Origin of the sequence: Rhodococcus sp. IEGM 1318 (assembly GCF_033142465.1) — a bacterium.
Classification (GTDB): domain Bacteria; phylum Actinomycetota; class Actinomycetes; order Mycobacteriales; family Mycobacteriaceae; genus Rhodococcus_F; species Rhodococcus_F qingshengii_B.
The window spans coordinates 292,974-310,867 of the sequence record NZ_JAWLSC010000008.1 but is presented as its reverse complement, the minus strand read 5'-3'; the positions used below and the strand labels follow the sequence as shown (position 1 = coordinate 310,867).

Annotated in this window: 15 protein-coding genes; 7 read left to right on the top strand and 8 right to left on the bottom strand. The window is 64.0% G+C overall.

The window, feature by feature from the left end:
* Window positions 1-10 precede the first annotated feature (10 nt).
* Window positions 11-661 (bottom strand): amino acid-binding protein, encoded by a 651-nt coding sequence (locus R4P65_RS20490; RefSeq protein ID WP_003944719.1) that lies wholly within the window; start codon window positions 659-661, stop codon window positions 11-13.
* Window positions 662-939: 278 nt separating this feature from the next.
* Between R4P65_RS20490 and gatC the strand changes: the two genes are divergently transcribed.
* Both gatC and gatA read left to right on the top strand, forming a co-directional pair.
* Window positions 940-1,239 (top strand): Asp-tRNA(Asn)/Glu-tRNA(Gln) amidotransferase subunit GatC, encoded by a 300-nt coding sequence (gene gatC, locus R4P65_RS20485; protein ID WP_003944747.1) that lies wholly within the window; start codon window positions 940-942, stop codon window positions 1,237-1,239.
* Window positions 1,236-2,714 (top strand): Asp-tRNA(Asn)/Glu-tRNA(Gln) amidotransferase subunit GatA, encoded by a 1,479-nt coding sequence (gene gatA, locus R4P65_RS20480; protein ID WP_030535403.1) that lies wholly within the window; start codon window positions 1,236-1,238, stop codon window positions 2,712-2,714. The genes gatC and gatA overlap by 4 nt, the downstream gene beginning before the upstream one ends.
* Before the next feature lie 57 nt (window positions 2,715-2,771).
* On the opposite strand, the gene R4P65_RS20475 is transcribed toward gatA, so the two are convergent.
* Together R4P65_RS20475 and R4P65_RS20470 are read right to left on the bottom strand one after the other, a co-directional pair.
* The gene (locus R4P65_RS20475) at window positions 2,772-4,166 is read right to left on the bottom strand and encodes an alpha/beta-hydrolase family protein (protein ID WP_317827901.1); all 1,395 of its coding nucleotides are present in this window, start codon (window positions 4,164-4,166) and stop codon (window positions 2,772-2,774) included.
* Complete coding sequence (locus R4P65_RS20470) at window positions 4,163-4,837, bottom strand: hypothetical protein (RefSeq protein ID WP_317827900.1); 675 nt, start codon at window positions 4,835-4,837, stop codon at window positions 4,163-4,165. Before R4P65_RS20470 ends, R4P65_RS20475 begins: the two co-directional genes overlap by 4 nt.
* A gap of 163 nt (window positions 4,838-5,000) precedes the next feature.
* Here R4P65_RS20470 and R4P65_RS20465 point away from each other — a divergent pair, with 163 nt between their 5' ends.
* The 4 genes from R4P65_RS20465 (at window position 5,001) to gatB (ending at window position 9,631) form a co-directional block, all read left to right on the top strand.
* Entirely contained in the window at window positions 5,001-6,275 is a 1,275-nt protein-coding gene (locus tag R4P65_RS20465) for a sensor histidine kinase (RefSeq protein WP_317827899.1), read from the top strand.
* A gap of 9 nt (window positions 6,276-6,284) precedes the next feature.
* Window positions 6,285-6,947 (top strand): response regulator transcription factor, encoded by a 663-nt coding sequence (locus tag R4P65_RS20460; RefSeq protein ID WP_317827898.1) that lies wholly within the window; start codon window positions 6,285-6,287, stop codon window positions 6,945-6,947.
* A 115-nt stretch (window positions 6,948-7,062) separates the two neighbouring features.
* Window positions 7,063-8,094, top strand: coding sequence for an ATP-dependent 6-phosphofructokinase (locus tag R4P65_RS20455; protein WP_230812812.1), 1,032 nt, complete (start codon window positions 7,063-7,065; stop codon window positions 8,092-8,094).
* 25 nt (window positions 8,095-8,119) lie between these two features.
* On the top strand, window positions 8,120-9,631 hold the full coding sequence (gene gatB / locus R4P65_RS20450) for an Asp-tRNA(Asn)/Glu-tRNA(Gln) amidotransferase subunit GatB (RefSeq protein ID WP_230812813.1): 1,512 nt from the start codon (window positions 8,120-8,122) through the stop codon (window positions 9,629-9,631).
* 86 nt (window positions 9,632-9,717) lie between these two features.
* Here gatB and R4P65_RS20445 read toward each other — a convergent pair whose 3' ends face one another.
* Window positions 9,718-10,764 (bottom strand): NAD(P)-dependent alcohol dehydrogenase, encoded by a 1,047-nt coding sequence (locus tag R4P65_RS20445; protein ID WP_230812814.1) that lies wholly within the window; start codon window positions 10,762-10,764, stop codon window positions 9,718-9,720.
* A gap of 139 nt (window positions 10,765-10,903) precedes the next feature.
* Window positions 10,904-12,034: a PQQ-dependent sugar dehydrogenase gene (locus R4P65_RS20440; RefSeq protein WP_230812815.1), complete on the bottom strand. Its 1,131-nt coding sequence runs from the start codon at window positions 12,032-12,034 to the stop codon at window positions 10,904-10,906.
* Between the two features lie 90 nt (window positions 12,035-12,124).
* Between R4P65_RS20440 and R4P65_RS20435 the strand changes: the two genes are divergently transcribed.
* Window positions 12,125-12,952, top strand: a complete 828-nt coding sequence (locus tag R4P65_RS20435) for a DoxX family protein (protein WP_230812817.1) — start codon at window positions 12,125-12,127, stop codon at window positions 12,950-12,952.
* A 69-nt stretch (window positions 12,953-13,021) separates the two neighbouring features.
* Here R4P65_RS20435 and R4P65_RS20430 read toward each other — a convergent pair whose 3' ends face one another.
* The 3 genes from R4P65_RS20430 to R4P65_RS20420 all read right to left on the bottom strand — a co-directional run bounded on the left by R4P65_RS20430 (window position 13,022) and on the right by R4P65_RS20420 (window position 17,846).
* Window positions 13,022-14,557, bottom strand: a complete 1,536-nt coding sequence (locus tag R4P65_RS20430) for an amino acid permease (RefSeq protein WP_230812819.1) — start codon at window positions 14,555-14,557, stop codon at window positions 13,022-13,024.
* 841 nt (window positions 14,558-15,398) lie between these two features.
* Window positions 15,399-17,240, bottom strand: a complete 1,842-nt coding sequence (ilvD, locus tag R4P65_RS20425; RefSeq protein WP_230812822.1) for a dihydroxy-acid dehydratase — start codon at window positions 17,238-17,240, stop codon at window positions 15,399-15,401.
* Window positions 17,241-17,312: 72 nt separating this feature from the next.
* A complete protein-coding gene (locus R4P65_RS20420; RefSeq protein ID WP_230813218.1) occupies window positions 17,313-17,846 on the bottom strand; it encodes a PH domain-containing protein in 534 nt (177 codons plus the stop codon).
* Window positions 17,847-17,894: the final 48 nt, after the last annotated feature.

The following is a 17,894-nucleotide window of genomic DNA, read 5'->3' as shown; positions in this document are numbered from 1 at the left end:
CCCACGCTGGTCAACCCAGTACCGTCGCGACGATTCCTGCGAGGTAGCCGAGGCGGGCTATCTCAGAGGGGCGGAATTCGGGTCCACCGGGGCGGCCGAGCATGAGGACTCGATTGCCGGAACCGAGAGGTGCGGCAGCGAGGCTGGTGTTCATGTCGCGCCATACGTCCGGAACCCAATCCGCCTCGCCGTCGAGTGCAGTGGGCTTGTCCAGCGGCATCCACGGAATGTCGGTGGCGTGGGTTTCCGGCGCACCGGCGCTCCCGACGACGCGGTACGCACCGTGCTTGCCGATGTCCGCGACGACGCACCATCCGACTCGCAGTACACGCGGCGCGCCGTCGACGAGGACCTGTAGTCGATCGTTTCGGGCCGTCGCAACGGAATCGATGAGTTCGAGCTCACGGTGAGTGTCGAGAATCCCGGCGTAGGGGCGGATCGAATCGACCAGCACGTCCGGTAGATGCTCGGCAGCGGTGATCAAGGTGTCGGGCAGCGCGCCCGGTTCGACGTCGACCACGAGGTCGTCGATGGCAAAACCGTCGCCTCGTTCCACGACGTCGAGGGAGAGGATGTCTGCGCCCACGGATCCGAGAGCTACGGCGAGCGCGCCGAGGCTGCCGGGTCGGTCGGGCAGTTGGACGCGAAGCAGGTACGACACGTGCGTGCCTTTCGCTGATCGGTTCTTGCCCGGATCACGTCGACCCGGGCCACACCCATCTTTGCACTTGCTCAGCCTGCGATGGTGGGCGCCGCGGCGGGGTCACACCGGGTGCACATGCTTGTCACACGAGCGAAACACGAGGTGGATTCGACGTGGCGGTGGACACAGAAGACGTGCGTACCGGTCGACACAGCAGGCGTGCTTACAGGTCTGTCGCGGCGAGCAACTAGGCTGGACCGGCAATGTTCACGTCCTCTTCCGAAAGGGGCCCCGCGGTGCCTGCCATCTCCCGTGACGAGGTCGCGCACCTCGCGCGGCTGTCCAGACTCGCCCTGTCCGATGCCGAACTCGACGAGTTCGCCGGTCAGTTGGATTCGATTCTCAACCACGTCAAGGTGGTCACCGAGGTTGCGGCCGACGACGTCCCGCCCATGGCGAACCCCAATGCCGTCACCAACGTGACCCGCCCTGACGTGATCGTGCCCGGGTTGACCCCCGAGCAGGCATTGTCCGGAGCACCCGCAGTCGAACAGGATCGCTTTGCGGTTCCGCAGATCCTTGGAGAGGGCGAATGACCGATCTGACCACGCTGGACGCCGCTGAGCTGGCCGGCAAGATCCACTCGCGTGAGGTGTCCTCCGTAGAGGTCACGCAGGCGCATCTCGACCGCATCGCGGCCGTCGACACCGAGTATCACGCCTTCCTGCACGTTGCAGGCGAACAGGCTCTCGAAGCCGCCGCAGCAGTGGACAACTCGCTCGCAGGCGGAAACGAACCCGCTTCGGCACTCGCCGGCGTTCCGATCGCGTTGAAGGACATCTTCACCACGACGGACATGCCGACCACCTGTGCGTCGAAGATTCTCGAAGGCTGGGTCGCGCCGTACGATGCGACTCTGACGTCGAAGCTGCGCGCTGCCGGCATCCCGATCCTCGGCAAGACGAACCTCGACGAGTTCGCGATGGGCTCTTCGACCGAGAACTCGGCCTTCGGCCCGACGCGTAACCCGTGGGACGTCACCCGCATCCCCGGTGGTTCGGGCGGCGGTAGCGCAGCGGCGCTCGCGTCCCGTCAGGCCCCGCTGGCCATCGGCACTGACACCGGCGGTTCGATCCGTCAGCCCGCTGCGGTCACCGCGACGGTCGGAACCAAGCCGACGTACGGAACTGTCTCACGCTTCGGACTCGTCGCGTGCGCCTCGTCGCTCGATCAGGGCGGTCCCTGTGGTCGAACCGTGCTCGACACCGCTCTGCTGCACGAGGTCATCGCCGGGCACGATCCGCGTGACTCCACGTCCATCGACGCCCCCGTGCGTCCGGTCGTCGCCGCAGCACGCGAAGGTGCAAACGGCGACCTGCGCGGCGTCAAGGTCGGTGTGGTCAAGGAACTTCACTCCGACAGCTATCAGCCCGGCGTCATCGCTTCCTTCGACGCGGCCGTCGAGCAGCTCAAGGCACTCGGTGCCGAGGTCGTCGAGGTCTCGTGCCCGAGCTTCGAGCACGCACTCGCGTCGTACTACCTGGTGCTGCCCAGTGAGGTCTCGTCCAACCTGGCTCGCTTCGACGCCATGCGCTACGGACTGCGTGTCGACGACGGCAACATGAGTGCCGACCAGGTCATGGCCGCAACTCGCGCCGCCGGTTTCGGTCCGGAGGTCAAGCGCCGCATCATGATCGGTACCTACGCACTGTCCTCGGGCTACTACGACGCCTACTACGGTTCGGCGCTCAAGGTTCGTACGCTCATCGCGCGCGATTTCGACAAGGCCTACGAGAAGGTGGACGTACTGGTCTCGCCGACCAGCCCGTTCACCCCGTGGAAGTTGGGCGAGAAGGTCGGCGATCCGCTGGCCATGTACCTCTCGGACCTGTGCACGTTGCCGACCAACCTGGCCGGACACTGCGCGATGTCGGTGCCCTCGGGTCTGTCCGCGGACGACAACCTGCCGGTGGGCTTGCAGATCATGGCGCCCGCCATGGCTGACGAGCGCCTCTACCGCGTCGGTGCCGCCTACGAAGCTGCACGCGGCCCGATTGCAACTGCAGTCTGACTTGTTTGCTGTGCGCCTTTATCAACCCTCCGCGGTTGATAAAGGCGCACAGCAGTTTCAGGAGCAGGTCCCCAATGCCGTCCCCTGATCGGTTCCGTAGCGATGACCGTGGCCGGCGGGAACACCGAGCGAACCGAGCATGTCTGCGGTCGTCTGCAAGAACGTGACGCCTGGAATCCACTGCGGGATCGGGGCATCCTGGACGGCGCGGCTCAGGTCCGGCTTCTGTGTGGCGAGGGCGGGGGACCACCACACCACCGGGTCGGACGTGTTCGCGAGGACGGTTGCGCCCTCCGTCCGCGTCGCGCCCGCCGGGGGACCGGCCCACAACACGTCGCACGTGGTGGTGGGGCTTTTCTCCACTAACGCAGCACTGCCCCCGACGGCGCCCAGGCTCTGTCCGTAGAGGAACAAGTCCGGTCGCTCTTCGGTCGGCATCGAGGCGATGTGTGTACCGACCGCGGTGAACAGAGCGGTGGCCGAATCTTCGGCCTCGTCTCGGCTGAACAGGAATGTAGCCCAACTGGGTGCGTCGGAGTACTGCTGGCCGACTATCGCGACGTCGCCGCCGAACCGTTGCTCGATACCGTCGACTGCGTGCGTGTCGATCCACCCCGAGCCGGTCGGAACGGCTACCACGACGCTGTTGCGGGCAAAGCCGCCGACGCGATCGAGTTCACTCACGGCGAGAGCGGCACGCGATGCGGCGTTGGGTGCGGAATCGACACCGGCGTAGACGCGCACCGAGTCTTCACGCGGATCGGTGGCAACGAACTTACGTCCCTCCGCGCCCATCGACCTCCACGAGATGAGAGATTCGGGGCTGCCTGACACGGAGGCCGAAAGTGGCTGTGTCAGAGCAGTGTCGATGTACGCGTTGGAACTGTCGAACGAATCGGAAAGACCGTTCCACACGGCGGGACCAACTACCAACTGCACTCCGAGAACACCCATGACCAGTGCGCCGACGCTCCGCACGAAACCCATCCACCGCAGCGCCTTCGACATCCCGACCCCGATGCCCCAGAGGCCAAGTGCGGTCAGTGCTGCAATGCAACCCGCCTCCGCCCAGTGGAGAAGTCCGGCAGACGGTGCGCCCATCGCCGCTCGCAACAAGTTCTGCCAACTGGAGGCGGCGAAGACAGCGATCGCGGCGGCGGCCGTCGACAACCCCAACGCGCTGATGCGCCAATGATGTTCGTCGAATCGGGCCTTCACACGATCGGAGACGAGTCGACGCGCAACCGCGGAGAACGCCCACATCGCCAGTAGTCCGGCCGCGACGAGCAGACCGCTGAACACGCCCTGGAGCACGGCTGATCTCGGCAGCAGTCCGGGGGCAAGTGAGATGGCGGACATCGCTGCCACGGCGACGCTCGTCGACACTCGGGGGAGTGCGAGCGCCCCGACTCGGGCGAGGGCAGGGGTCCGTGACGCATTCAGAACGCTCATGCTGCAACCGCTTTCGGAGAGGAGGAGAACCCGTTCGACGGATCGAGACGCCGCGACCGCACGAGGGTGAAGCCGAGAGCGGAGACAGCGAAGACTCCGGCCGCGCCGTAACCGAAGCCTGATTCAGCGACCGGTGTCAGATAGCTTTGGCGCCAGGAATTTCCGTTCACCGCTGTGACGGCTACATCGGCCATCGCGAAGCAATACCCTCGTGAGAGAAAAGTCGTGCGGTCTTCACACGCGGCATGCATTCGCTCGTCGAGCTGACCGTCGAGGACCTGACGTGCCCACGGCCCCAGTTCAGTTCCGTGCGAATGCGCGTAGCGGAGCAGGTCGTAGCCGAGATCGTGCGCTTTGCAGGCCGAGTCGAATTCGTCGGGAAGTGGGACCGGCGACGAGCAGTCGCCGTGGGGATTGGCGAGGTATCCATCGACGACGGTGGGGGTGTAGCCCGCGAATGCCGCAAAGTCCGTCGGGATGGTGGTCACAGCGTCAGAGGCATCCGCGGTAGTCACAGTGACGATCGCCCTGGATGCGTTCGAGTTCTCGGTGCGCGGCGGCTCGGCGCCGCTCGATCCGGCAGTGACGATGATTGCCGCCGTTGCAGCCAGCGCCAGGGCAGCCCAGGTGCCGGCGCTTCGAGAGAGGTCTTTCACCCGTGTGATCCGCATGCCGTTCACGCTATGAACGGACAATCCTGGCGGTCATCGCTCTGTGGAGGGGTTCTCCGACGCGTATTCGGGTGAGAATTCCCTCCCTGTGATACCTCGGAGGTAGGGGGATCTCACTCTGCAGTATGAGGACTTTCGGGGTTCGTCTTCATAGGCTTGACGGGTGATCAAGGTCCGAAGGAAGAACAGGGGCGCACCGGCTGTGCCCGCACCGACATTCGCCACCGCCGGGGTGATGCTGTCCGGCCTCGACGGGGCGGTAGTGCATTCGGAGAAAGTGCGCCGCGCAACCCGTTTCGTGGCCCACGGTCAGTTCTGGAACTTCGTCATAGTCGCGGTCACCTTGATCCTCTATTCGATTGCCTGGCCGACACTGCAACTGACGCATCATGTTTCGCCGCCGATCATGCCATTCGTCGCCGCGTTGGCCGCATTTCCGTTTGTCCTGATCCGGATCAACGCTCCGTTGGGGTGGGCGGTGTCGGCGGTCTCGGCACTGATCATCCCGTTGGTGTTCGACAACACGCCCGGTTACGACTATCCGTGGCAGGTCGTCCACATCATCGTGCTGATGTCGTTGCTGGCCGCAGTGAGTCTGCGAGCGCCCATTCAGGTTGTCGGTGTCGCCTGGATCGCCACTGTGCTGCTCTTCCTCGGAAACGCTCCGGGAAGCGACGGAGCCGGTTGGGCTGTCGGACTCAGCGCCCTGGTGGTCTTCTGCCTGCTGATCCGCTGGTTGGTTCTCTCGCGCCGTCAGTTGGCCAAGCAGGAGGAAGTCAGTGAACTCGAGCGCACTCGGCGAACGATCCTCGAGGAGAAGGCGCGGATCGCCCGCGACTTGCACGACATCGTGGCCCACCACATGTCGATGGTGGTCGTGCAAGCGCAGAGCGCGCCGTACCGACTCGATGCAGTCACTCCGGAGATCCGGACCGAATTCGAATCGATAAGTGAGACTGGGCGAGCAGCGCTCAACGAGATCCGCGGCCTCCTCGGAGTCCTGCGCAGCGACGGGGACACCGTGGTGACGGCTCCGCAACCGGGTGTCGATCAGTTGGACGAACTGCTGCTCGGCAGTACACGTGCCGGATTGCCGGTGTCGTGGCGAGTCGACGGAGATCGAGCGTCGGTCTCGGAATCCACGGGCCTTGCGCTCTACCGGATCATTCAGGAGTCGATCACCAATGCGGCCAGGCATTCACCTGGCGGACCCATCGAGGTCGCCGTGGTGTTCGGCCCGCAATCGGTGAGCGCGCTCGTGAACAACGGACCTTCGCCCCTGGGTGGCAATCAGCACTCGGCGTCGGAAACCACTGGTGGCAACGGAATACGCGGAATGCGTGAGCGGGCTTCGGCCGTGGGCGGCATGTTGTTGGCAAACCGGCGCGACGACGGAGGGTTCGAGGTCCGGGCCGAGTTGCCGTCGATGCCCGCCTAGGCTGTCCGAGTGCCCATCACAGTATTCATCGCAGACGACCAGGCGATGGTTCGACAAGGGTTCGGAGCCCTACTCTCCGCCCAGCCCGACATCAGCGTGATCGGCGATGCGCCGGACGGCAAGATCGCCGTCGCCGAGGTCTCGCGATTGCGTCCGGATGTGGTGTTGATGGATGTTCGCATGCCCGAGATGAACGGACTCGACGCTGCCCGCCAGATTCTGTCCGCCGGGTGGGAACCGCCGGTGCGAGTCCTCATGCTCACCACTTTCGACATCGATGACTACGTCTACGAGGCACTGAGCGTCGGAGCGAGCGGTTTCATGCTCAAGGACGCACCGGCTGAGGAACTGATTCGGGCGGTACGCGTCGTCGCCGAAGGGCAGGCCTTGCTGGCGCCGACGGTGACGCGTCGCCTGATTGCCGATGTGACCAGCCGGCGGGCCGCACCGCGCGCACGGCCCGCAGCGCTTGATGCGCTGACCCCGCGTGAGCGCGAGGTCCTCGAACTGATCGCCCGCGGATTGTCCAACGTCGAGATCGCCGAGCGGCTGTTCGTCGCCGAGCAGACCGTCAAGACCCATGTCGGGAAGGTGCTGTCCAAGCTCGATCTGCGCGATCGCGCCCAGGCAGTCGTGTTGGCGTACGAAAGCGGGCTCGTCACGCCGGGTTAGTGGTCCCGTGCGGCTCGGCGTTGCGGCTCGGCAACGCCGCTATCCTGCGGCAATACGGTGACTGGGGGAAGATGGACACCAAGATCCACAATCCGGTCACGAGAGGTGCTGCACTATGCGAATCGGAATCCTCACGGGCGGCGGCGACTGCCCGGGCTTGAACGCGGTCATCCGCGCCGTCGTACGTACGTCGGCCGGACGTTACGGCAGTACCGTGGTCGGATTCCGGGACGGCTGGCGAGGACTTCTCGAGGACCGCAAGGTCCCGCTCGATGCGGACGATCGCATCAACCGCATCCTCACTCGCGGCGGCACAATCCTCGGCACCGCTCGCGTGAACCCCGACAAACTGCGCGCGGGCCTCGATCAGATCAAGCAGACCCTCGACGACAACGGGATCGACGTCCTGATCCCGATCGGCGGCGAAGGCACACTCACTGCGGCCAGTTGGCTTTCCGAGAGTGGCGTACCCGTGATCGGCGTGCCCAAGACGATCGACAACGACATCGACTGCACCGACGTGACTTTCGGCTTCGACACCGCCTTGGCCGTCGCCACCGACGCCATCGACAGACTCCACACCACGGCCGAATCACACCAGCGGGTCATGCTCGTCGAGGTCATGGGCCGGCACGCGGGCTGGATCGCGCTGCAAGCCGGACTGGCGTCGGGGGCACACCTGACGCTGGTCCCAGAACAACCGTTCGACGTCGACGAGGTGTGCGCGATGGTCAAGAAGCGCTTCCAGCGCGGCGACTCCCACTTCATCTGCGTCGTCGCCGAAGGCGCGATGCCCGATCCCACGTCGATGACTCTGCGCGAAGGTGGCATCGACGAGTTCGGACACAAGATCTTCACCGGCGTCGCGCAGCAGCTCGGCAACGAGATCGAGCGTCGGATCGGCAAGGAAGTTCGCACCACCGTCCTCGGACACATCCAGCGCGGCGGCACCCCGACGCCGCACGATCGCATCCTCGCCACTCGCTTCGGGGTTCATGCCACCGACGCAGCTCACCGCGGAGATTTCGGTCAGATGGTCGCGTTGCACGGAACGTCCATCGACCTCGTTCCGCTCGCCGAGGCGACCCGCAAACTCAAGACGGTGCCCAAGGAGCGTTACGAGGAGGCAGCCGCATTCTTCGGCTGAGCCGCAGACGCATAAACTGATCACCATGACTGCTGTCGATGCGCCCGACATCCTCGATTACGACGAAGTACTGACCAAGTACGAGCCTGTGATGGGTATGGAGGTGCACGTAGAACTCGGCACCGCGACCAAGATGTTCTGCCCGTGCCCCACCGAGTTCGGTGCCGAACCCAATACCCAGGTGTGCCCGGTCTGTCTGGGCATGCCCGGTTCGTTGCCGGTGGTGAACGCAGCCGCTGTCGAGTCCGCGATCCGGATCGGCCTTGCGCTCAACTGCTCCATCACGCCGTGGGGCCGATTCGCGCGCAAGAACTACTTCTACCCGGATCAGCCGAAGAACTACCAGATTTCCCAGTACGACGAGCCGATCGCAACCGAGGGATACCTCGACGTGATCCTCGATGACGGCACGACGTGGCGTGTCGACATCGAGCGCGCGCACATGGAAGAGGACACCGGAAAGTCCTTGCACGTGGGCGGCGCTACCGGCCGTATCCACGGAGCGAGCCACTCGCTTCTCGACTACAACCGTGCCGGTGTGCCGCTGGTCGAGATCGTCACCAAGACCATCCACGGTGCCGGTGAGCGCGCTCCCGAGGTTGCTCGCGCGTACGTGACGGCGCTCCGTGATCTGCTCAAATCACTCGACGTCTCCGACGTGCGGATGGATCAGGGATCGATGCGCTGCGACGCCAACATCTCGTTGATGCCGATCGGCGCCACGGAACTCGGAACGCGTACCGAAACCAAGAACGTCAACTCCCTCAAAAGCGTCGAGGTCGCAGTTCGCTACGAAATGCGCCGTCAGGCAGCAGTTCTCGACGCCGGCGGTGAGGTTATCCAGGAGACCCGCCACTTCCAGGAAGCCGACGGCACCACCGCCGCCGGACGTCGTAAGGAAACGGCCGAGGACTACCGCTACTTCCCGGAGCCGGATCTCGAGCCTGTCGCCCCGAGCGCCGAGTGGGTGGAAGAACTGCGCGGCACCTTGCCGGAGCTCCCCTGGATTCGCCGCGCGCGGATCCAGAAGGACTGGGGAATCTCCGACGAGGTCATGCGCGACCTCGTCAATGCCGGTGCCATCGATCTGGTGATCGCGACCACCGAGGCCGGTGCTTCGCCCGAGGCAGCGCGGTCGTGGTGGCTGTCCTACCTGTCACAGCAGGCCAACACCCGTGGCGTCGAACTCGGTGCTCTGCCGATCACCCCGGCGCAGGTTGCCCAGGTCGTCGCTCTCATCGACAGCGGCAAGCTCAACAACAAGGTCGCTCGCCAGGTCGTCGATCACGTCCTCGACGGCGAGGGTGACCCGGAGCAGGTTGTCGCGGCCCACCCGGAGTTGGTCGTCGAACGTGACGAAACCAAGCTCAAGGCAGCCGTCGACGAGGCACTCGCAGCCAACCCCGACATCGCGGACAAGATCCGCAGTGGCAAGGTGCAGGCCGCCGGAAAGATCGTCGGCGACGTCATGAAGGCCACTCGCGGACAGGCAGACGCGGCTCGTGTGAAGGAGCTTGTCATCGAGGCGTGCAGCTAGTCCTCGGTAGCGAACACTGATGCCCGGCCGAATCGAATTCGGCCGGGCATCAGTGTTTTTCCCACTGTCGTTTTACCGCTGTCGATCTATAGATCAGGGACCACAACCGCGCGGCCGCTGAGCGTTCCGGCAGCCAGTCGTCGATACGCTTCGGCTCCGTTGTCGAGACTGAAGGTTTCCACCGCGATGTCGAAGATGCCGGCGTGCGCCAGGTCGATCAATTCGACCAACTCGTTGCGGGCACCCCAGTAAGGCACGGTCACCGAAGCCTCGTACGGACTTTGGAAGAATCCGACTTTGGCGTGGGCCTGCCCGTCGCCGATCCCGACGATGGTGACGTCGGATCCGACGCCGGCGACAGCCATCGCGGTGTCGATGGTGGGCTGGTAGCCGACGAAGTCGAGAACCAGTGCGGCGCCCTGACTTCCGGTGATCTTGCGGACGTTCTCGGCCGCATCCTTGTCGGAGAGCACCACTTCGTGAGCGCCGACCTTGGTTGCCAGTTCGAGCTTGTCCGCGCTCACGTCGAGTGCGATGACCGTGGCTGCCGAGAGGTGGCGGAGGAGCTGAATGGCGACGTGGCCGAGACCACCGGTACCGATGACAACCGCGTACGAGCCTCCGCGAAGTTTCGGCAGAGAACGCTTGATCGCGTGATACGGCGTCAGGCCGGCGTCGGTCAGTGGCACTGTCTTGATCGGGTCGAGGTCACCGATCGGCACGAGATGGCGAGGTGAATCGACGATCATGAACTCGGCCAACGCGCCGGGTGCGCCGAGTCCTGGAGGATTGATGCCGAGTTCTTTTGCGCGAGAACAGTAGTTCTCGAGTCCCTGCGAGCAGTGCCAACAGTTGCCGCAACCCCAAGGTCCGTAGACGACGACATTGGTTCCGATGTCGAGTCCCTCGACACCCTCGCCGACGGCCGCGACTCGGCCGGCGCCTTCGTGACCGAGTGTGAGCGGAAGGCCGTAGGTGTACTGCTCTTCTGGCAGGCTCATGATGAAGTCGTCCGAGTGGCAGACGCCGGCCGCGGTTACTTCCAGGAGCACTTCACCGGGACCGGGCTCGGGTTTGGGAATCTCCGTGAGTTCGGGCTCAGCGCCGATTCTCGTGTACTGGATTGCCTTCATTCCGACTCCTTTGTCGTGGTTGGCCAACCGGTCCTGGCAACTACGGGGTGTTTAGCCCCGCTAACAAAAGAGTACGCATCTGTGCATGTTCGGTCACCGGATCCGTGACCGAACAGACATGGTGCTCGTCGATCACGGCTCAGTCGATTCCGCCGCTGCCACTCGGCATGGGGATCTTGACCACCTTGTCGTCGTTCGGCCCTGGCTCGCCCGCGGTCTTGTTGATCGTGCTCGCCCACATCAAACCGTCGGATCCGAGTGCCAAACCGCCTAGTTGGCCGTACGTGTCCTTCGCCACTGCTGACGGCGCGGTCGTAACTGCTCCTGTTCCGGGGTCGGCAGCCAACGCCGAGATCGCTTTGCCGGCCCCCAGCGCGACAGCTACCACTCCCTGCGCCGCAATGCACCCTCCGACGCCGGGTCGGTCAGGCCACGTCCAAGCGGGGGACGTCACCGTTCCGTCGGAGCCGACACGTTGGAGGCGATCCTCGAGAGTGGTTCGGTCGGTGACCCACGTCGCGATACCCGGATCCACGCACACGCCGCCGCCGTTCCCGATTCCGGACAGAACAACTTCCGGGCGAGGCGGCGCTGCGTTGGGCGTCAACGATCGGACTCGCAACAGTTTCCCCGCCAACGAGCCGGGATCCTGAGCAACCGCAGGGTTTCCGGTATCGCCCGTCAGGACCATGAGCTGGTCCGGGGCCGCGAACTCCAGTGACCCGCCGTTGCCACTCGCGCCGCGTGGAATTCCACCGAGGACTTCCTTTGCGGTGTCGCCCGGCGCGATGCGGACCACCCGGTTGTCCGTTCCGGTGGTGACGTAGGCATAGATCAGGTTGTCTTCGACGAAGGTGGGCGAGAGGGCGATGTCGAGCAGGCCGCCGTCACCGCTGCCGTCGACGTCGATCTTGGCAACTTCGACCGGTGTCGTGTTGGGAGCTACCTGCATGATTCGGCCGGTTCGTCGTTCGGCCACCAGTCCTGAATTTCCGTCCGGAAGTGTGACAAGGCCACCGGTGGTGTCGAGACAGGTTGCGATCACGGCGGTGTCGGCATCCTGACACGGTCCGAGGGGGCCGGTCCGCGGCGCCGGCGGCGTGGTGGACGGCGGAGGATTCTCCGGCTGCACTTCCGCGCTTGCCTGGTTGGTCGGTTCGGGTGTGAACGGCGAGGCAGTCGATTCGTCGAAGTCGGCGCAACCTGCGAGCAACGATGTCCCGAGCACCAGAGCCAGTGCGCCCAGCGTTGCATGCCTACCCGTAGTCATGCCCAAGACGTTACGTAACGCACGGCAGATGTCGCCACGCCGGACCAAGGTTCCCCGTCGAGTTCGTGAATCGGTCATAGGCTCACCTACGTGACTGACGAGCGAAAAGATCCCAGCGAGTTGTCGGATGCGGACAAGCCGACGGGCAATGTGTCCAGTCCGTATGATTCGCCCACCGAACAATTTCCGACGGTGAGCGCCAAGAATCCGTTGCCGCGGACCGACGACGATCTCGATTTCGGTTCCACGAACGCCAACTCCTTGACCGAACAGATACCGACATATCGAGCACCTGGCGCGGATCAGCCGACGGTGGCTCTCGAGCGTGAGACGGCGTACGACGCTCCGATCGCCTCCGTCCCCACCGCCGAAGCCGTGGCAGGTGCAACGGAGTCTCCGCGGGGCCGAGGCACGCTCGACCTCGGGTTGCTTGCACTGCGATTGGCCGTCGGCGGAACTGCGTTGGTGCACGGTCTGCAGAAGTTGACCGGTATCTGGAACGGGCCGGGCCTGAACGGGTTCGAGACGATGCTGGCGGACGCCGGGTTCCAGCAGGCGAAGTGGATGGCGATACTCGGCGCCGTCGGTGAGGTCGCAGGTGGCGCCCTCCTGATACTCGGGTTGCTGACTCCCGTTGCGGCAGCGTCGGTTCTGGCGGTGATGATCAATGCGTGGGCGCTGCGTCAGGCGAGTGCACCTGGACTGGAGTACTTCGCCCCTGCCGGTACCGAGTACGAGATGCTGCTCGGAATCTGTGCGGGCGTCATCATTTTGACGGGTCCTGGCCGTATTGCGCTCGACGGTCGTCGTGGCTGGGCAACCCGCCCGTTTGTCGGATCGCTCGTGGTCTTGATCCTCGGTATCGCTGCCGGCGTCTGCACCTGGATCTTCCTGAACGGTGCCAATCCGCTCATCTGAAACTCGCGCCGTCCAAACAAGCGAACCGCCGCTCTCCGAATCGGAGAGCGGCGGTTCGTTTGTGAAGGATCAGTCCTTGACGAGTACCGGGTCGGCGTTCGCGGACGGGATGGCTGTTCCGTCCTTGAGCTTGCGACCGAGGACCGACTTGCGGTGACCGTAGGCGAAGTACACGAGCACACCGATGGCCATCCAGACGAGGAACCGGATCCAGGTCTCGACCGAGAGGTTGAGCATCAGCCAACCGCAGGCGAGCACGGCGACGATCGGAACGAACGGCACCAGTGGGACGCGGAATCCGCGCGGCAGGTCGGGGCGGGTGCGGCGCAGGACGATAACGCCGACGCAGACCAGGACGAATGCGAAGAGCGTGCCGATGTTGACCATCTCTTCGAGCGTTCCCATGGGGAAGAAGGCCGCCAGGACAGCAACGATGCCGCCGACGATCAGCGTGATGCGTATCGGGATGCCCTTGGCGTTGGTTTTGGCCAGGCTGCGCGGCATGAGACCGTCACGGGACATGGCGAACAGGACGCGGGTCTGGCCGAGCATCATGACCATGACAACTGTCGTGAGGCCGGCCAGGCCACCGAAGTTGATGGCCGTCTGTGCCCAACCGATTCCGTTTGCCTCGAATGCGGTGGCAAGGGTGGCGCTGGAATCGCCGACCAGTGGGCTGCCGTCCTTGAGTTCGGTGTACTTGACCATGCCGGTGAGGACGAGTGTGACGGCAACGTAGAGCACGGTGACGATGGCGAGCGAGCCGAAGATTCCTCGCGGCAACGACTTCTGCGGGTTCTTGGTTTCCTCGGCCGTGGTCGCAACGACGTCGAATCCGATGAATGCGAAGAACACGAGGCTGGCTGCGGCGAGCAATCCGTATGCGCCGTAGCTGCTTCCGCCGGCACCGGTCAGCCAGGAGAACAATGTCTGGTGGATTCCGCTGGCAGAGCTCTCGGACCCCTCGGACGGCGGGATGAAGGGGGAGTAGTTCTCCTTCTTGATGTAGAACGCGCCGACGACGATGACGAGCAGGACTACCGCGATCTTGATTGCGGTGATGACAGCAGAGACTCGCGAGGAAACCTTGGTGCCGATCGCGAGGATCAGCGTGATTACTCCGATGATGAGCAGTGCGCCCCAGTCGAAGCTGATCGATCCGATGTGCGCGGTGGTACTGCCGCTGGCACCGATGACGTTGCCGAGATAGAGCGACCAACCCTTGCCGACGACAGCGGAGGCGAGTGCGAACTCGAGGATGAGGTCCCAGCCGATGATCCAGGCCGCGAACTCACCGAACGTCGCGTAGGAGAACGTGTATGCGCTGCCGGCGACCGGAACAGTGGAGGCGAACTCCGCATAACACAGTGCGGCAAGGCCGCAGGCGATGGCAGCAAGAACGAATGCCAGTGAAATGGAGGGTCCTGCGACATTGCCTGCGGTTCGAGCAGTCAGCGTGAAGATGCCTGCGCCGATGACGACGGCGACTCCGAATACCGTGAGGTCCTTCGCGGTCAGTTCCTTCTTGAGCTTTGTCTCAGGCTCGTCGGTGTCCGCGATCGATTGCTCGACGGATTTGGTGCGCCATATGCCGACTCCGGGCATGTATTGCTCCTTGGTTGTTTCCCGTCGACCTTGTGGGTGACGGGCGGTGGCTGACTGTCGTCGTTGTGATGTGCGTCTCAGCGACCTGATGAGGGAACCACTGGTGAGCGCCGTGTGCAAGTCAGCTCGCTCGAACTGACCGAAATGATCACCTGACTGAAAGTCATCCCCCCTCATGTATCTGAATTGATCAGCTGGTGTCTGGAACCCTACGTCCAAGTGAATTCGCTCACGAGCCGGACGCGCGATTCAGTCTGAAATGTCTGATAGCTCATATCGTTCCGTTGGTGCTCCGCGTGTCGCCCCGGTTATTCGGTACCTGTCGGTCGGTCTTGCTGTCGATGAGTTGCATCAACCGATCTCGTTTTGTGAGGTGCGGTGCGGGTCCTGCAAACTGTTTACCCGTATCGGGGCGCCAGGCGAGATGACCACCGCGTATCCGGATGCGATCGAGCGTCAATCGCGCGTCGTGGCAGAGTGCGTCGGCGACGGAACCCACTGCGAATGTCAAACCGACGGGATGATCGGATTGGGTTGTGGTTCAGGCTCATACAACACGGGAGGAAGCATTGCGTGTTCGGACGCAGTCGGTCCCACGTTCTTCTCCGACAGCATCAGGCGTGATATGGCGGACTCCGAGGCGAAATGAACACGACTCTGTCGATCCTCTGCAGTCGCCCGTTGGCGAGCATCTCGTGGAGCTGAGTTGGTTGCCGCACGTCCGACTGCCCGAAAACCTTGTGTGACTGTCACATCGGCTACGCGCATCTCGAGCCGCGCGCTGACAGAAAAAATCCCCGGCCGAGAGCGGCCGGGGATCTTTTTCGATTCGTGGCAGAACTTACGGAACGTAGCGAACCGCGCCCTTGTCCGCCGACGTTGCCAGAGCGGCGTAGGCGCGCAGGGCTGTCGTCACCGTGCGCTGACGATCGACCGGCTGCCATGGCCGCTCCGAGGTCTCCATCTTGGCGCGTCGCTCGGCGAGGACGTCGTCGTCGACAAGGATCTCCAGCGTGCGCGAGGCGACGTCGATGCGAACCTGATCGCCGTTCTGGACGAGTCCGATGACTCCGCCTGCGGCAGCCTCGGGGGAGATGTGGCCGATGGACAATCCGGAGGTTCCGCCCGAGAAACGACCGTCGGTGATCAGTGCGCATTCCTTACCGAGGCCCGCGCCCTTGAGGAAGGCGGTGGGATGCAGCATTTCCTGCATGCCGGGTCCGCCCTTGGGGCCTTCGTAGCGCACGACGAGAACGTCGCCGGCCTTGATCTTCTTCTGCAGGATGACCGAGACGGCTTCTTCCTGAGACTCGACGACCAGCGCCGGGCCCTGGAAGGAGAACAGTTCCTCGTCGATGCCGGCTGTCTTGAGGATTGCGCCGTCGAGTGCGATGTTGCCGCGCAGGACGACCAAGCCGCCTTCGACGGTGTAGGCGTTCGCGACGTCGCGGATGCAGCCGCCGGCCGCATCGGTGTCGAGGGCAGACCAACGGTTGTCCGTGGAGAACGGTTCGATGGTGCGCACGCCGCCGGGAGCAGCGTGGAAAAGCTCGATTGCCTCGTCGGTTGCCTTGCCGGAGCGGATGTCCCAGTCGTCGAGCCACTGGTCGAAGCTCTTGGTGTGCACGGTGGACACGTCGGTTTCGAGGAGTCCACCGCGGCGAAGCTCACCGAGCAGGGCGGGGATTCCGCCGGCGCGGTGGACGTCTTCCATGTGGTAGTCCGAGTTGGGGGAGACCTTGGACAGGCACGGCACCTTACGGCTGATCGCGTCGATGGTGTCGAGGTCGAAGTCGACCTCGCCTTCCTGCGCCGCAGCCAGCGTGTGCAGGACAGTGTTGGTGGAACCGCCCATGGCGACGTCGAGAGCCATTGCGTTGCGGAACGCTGCCGGGGTCGCGATGTTGCGCGGCAGAACCGACTCGTCGCCGTCGCGGTAGTACTTGAGTGCAGCCTCGACCACAGTGGTGCCCGCACGAGAGAAGAGTGCGTGACGCGCTTTGTGAGTTGCCAGCGTGGAACCGTTGCCCGGCAATGCAAGACCGAGGGCTTCGGTCAGGCAGTTCATGGAGTTGGCGGTGAACATGCCGGAGCAGGACCCGCACGTCGGGCACGCGCTGCGCTCGACCTCGTCGAGGCCTTCGTCGGACACGGCATCGTTGGCAGAGGCGGAGATCGCGGTGATGAGGTCGGTGGGGGCTTGGGCCACACCGCCGACGACCACTGCCTTACCGGCCTCCATCGGACCGCCGGAGACGAAGACGGTCGGGATGTTCAGACGCATCGCGGCGTTGAGCATGCCGGGAGTGATCTTGTCGCAGTTGGAGATACACACCAGTGCGTCGGCCGTGTGGGCGTTTGCCATGTACTCGACCGAGTCGGCGATGATCTCGCGGCTCGGGAGTGAGTAGAGCATTCCGCCGTGGCCCATAGCGATGCCGTCGTCGACTGCGATGGTGTGGAACTCACGAGCAACGCCGCCGGCTGCACTGATAGCCTCGGCAACGATCTCGCCCACGTTCTTGAGATGCACGTGGCCGGGTACGAACTGGGTGTACGAGTTCGCTACGGCGACGATCGGCTTTCCGAAGTCGGAATCCGTCATTCCTGTGGCGCGCCAAAGGGATCGGGCTCCGGCAGCATTACGTCCGATGGTGGTGGTGCGTGACCTCAACGGGGGCATGGGCGTGTTCCTTATGTGATCGTTGCTGGTCCACTCAAATAGAAGCGAGGGCCTTCCAACGCTACTCGCGTGCTATCGGCGCTTCTCTTCGGGCTGGTCCTGACCGTTGTCGGCGATGTCGGACTCGACCTCTGATTCTTCGTCTGATTGTGGCGCTGCTTCTTCCTCTTCGGCTTCCTTGGCGGCGAAGGCTTCTGCGGCCGATGCGTAGGGATCAGTGATGCGGCCGCCGCTGGCGATCGCGATCTCGGGAAGCCTGACGAAGCTGACCGCAGGCAAGGTCACCTCGGTTCCATCGGTGAGTTCCGCGCGCGCCCAGCTGCGCTTCGGGAAGCGGAAACCCTTGACGTCGTCCCAGGCGAGGGTGCGCTTGGAGAACGTCGAGCGGACCTCGAGACCGTCAGGGCTGACGGTGGTGCGCAGTCGCGCGACGAGATAGACGGCGATGATCGGCAGGATCAGCAACCAGCTGAAGGCGACGGGCCACCCGAAGATCGGGAAGCTGACCGCGAACAGAAGGAATGCGCAAGCCATGTAAGCGAGCTGCGAAATGCGGATGACGTGCCGAAGTGGTTTCGGCGTGTGGGATGATTGAGCCGGTGGCACGGGCTGCTGCGAAGTTGACACCTCTACATCTTCGCATTGCAGCCGATG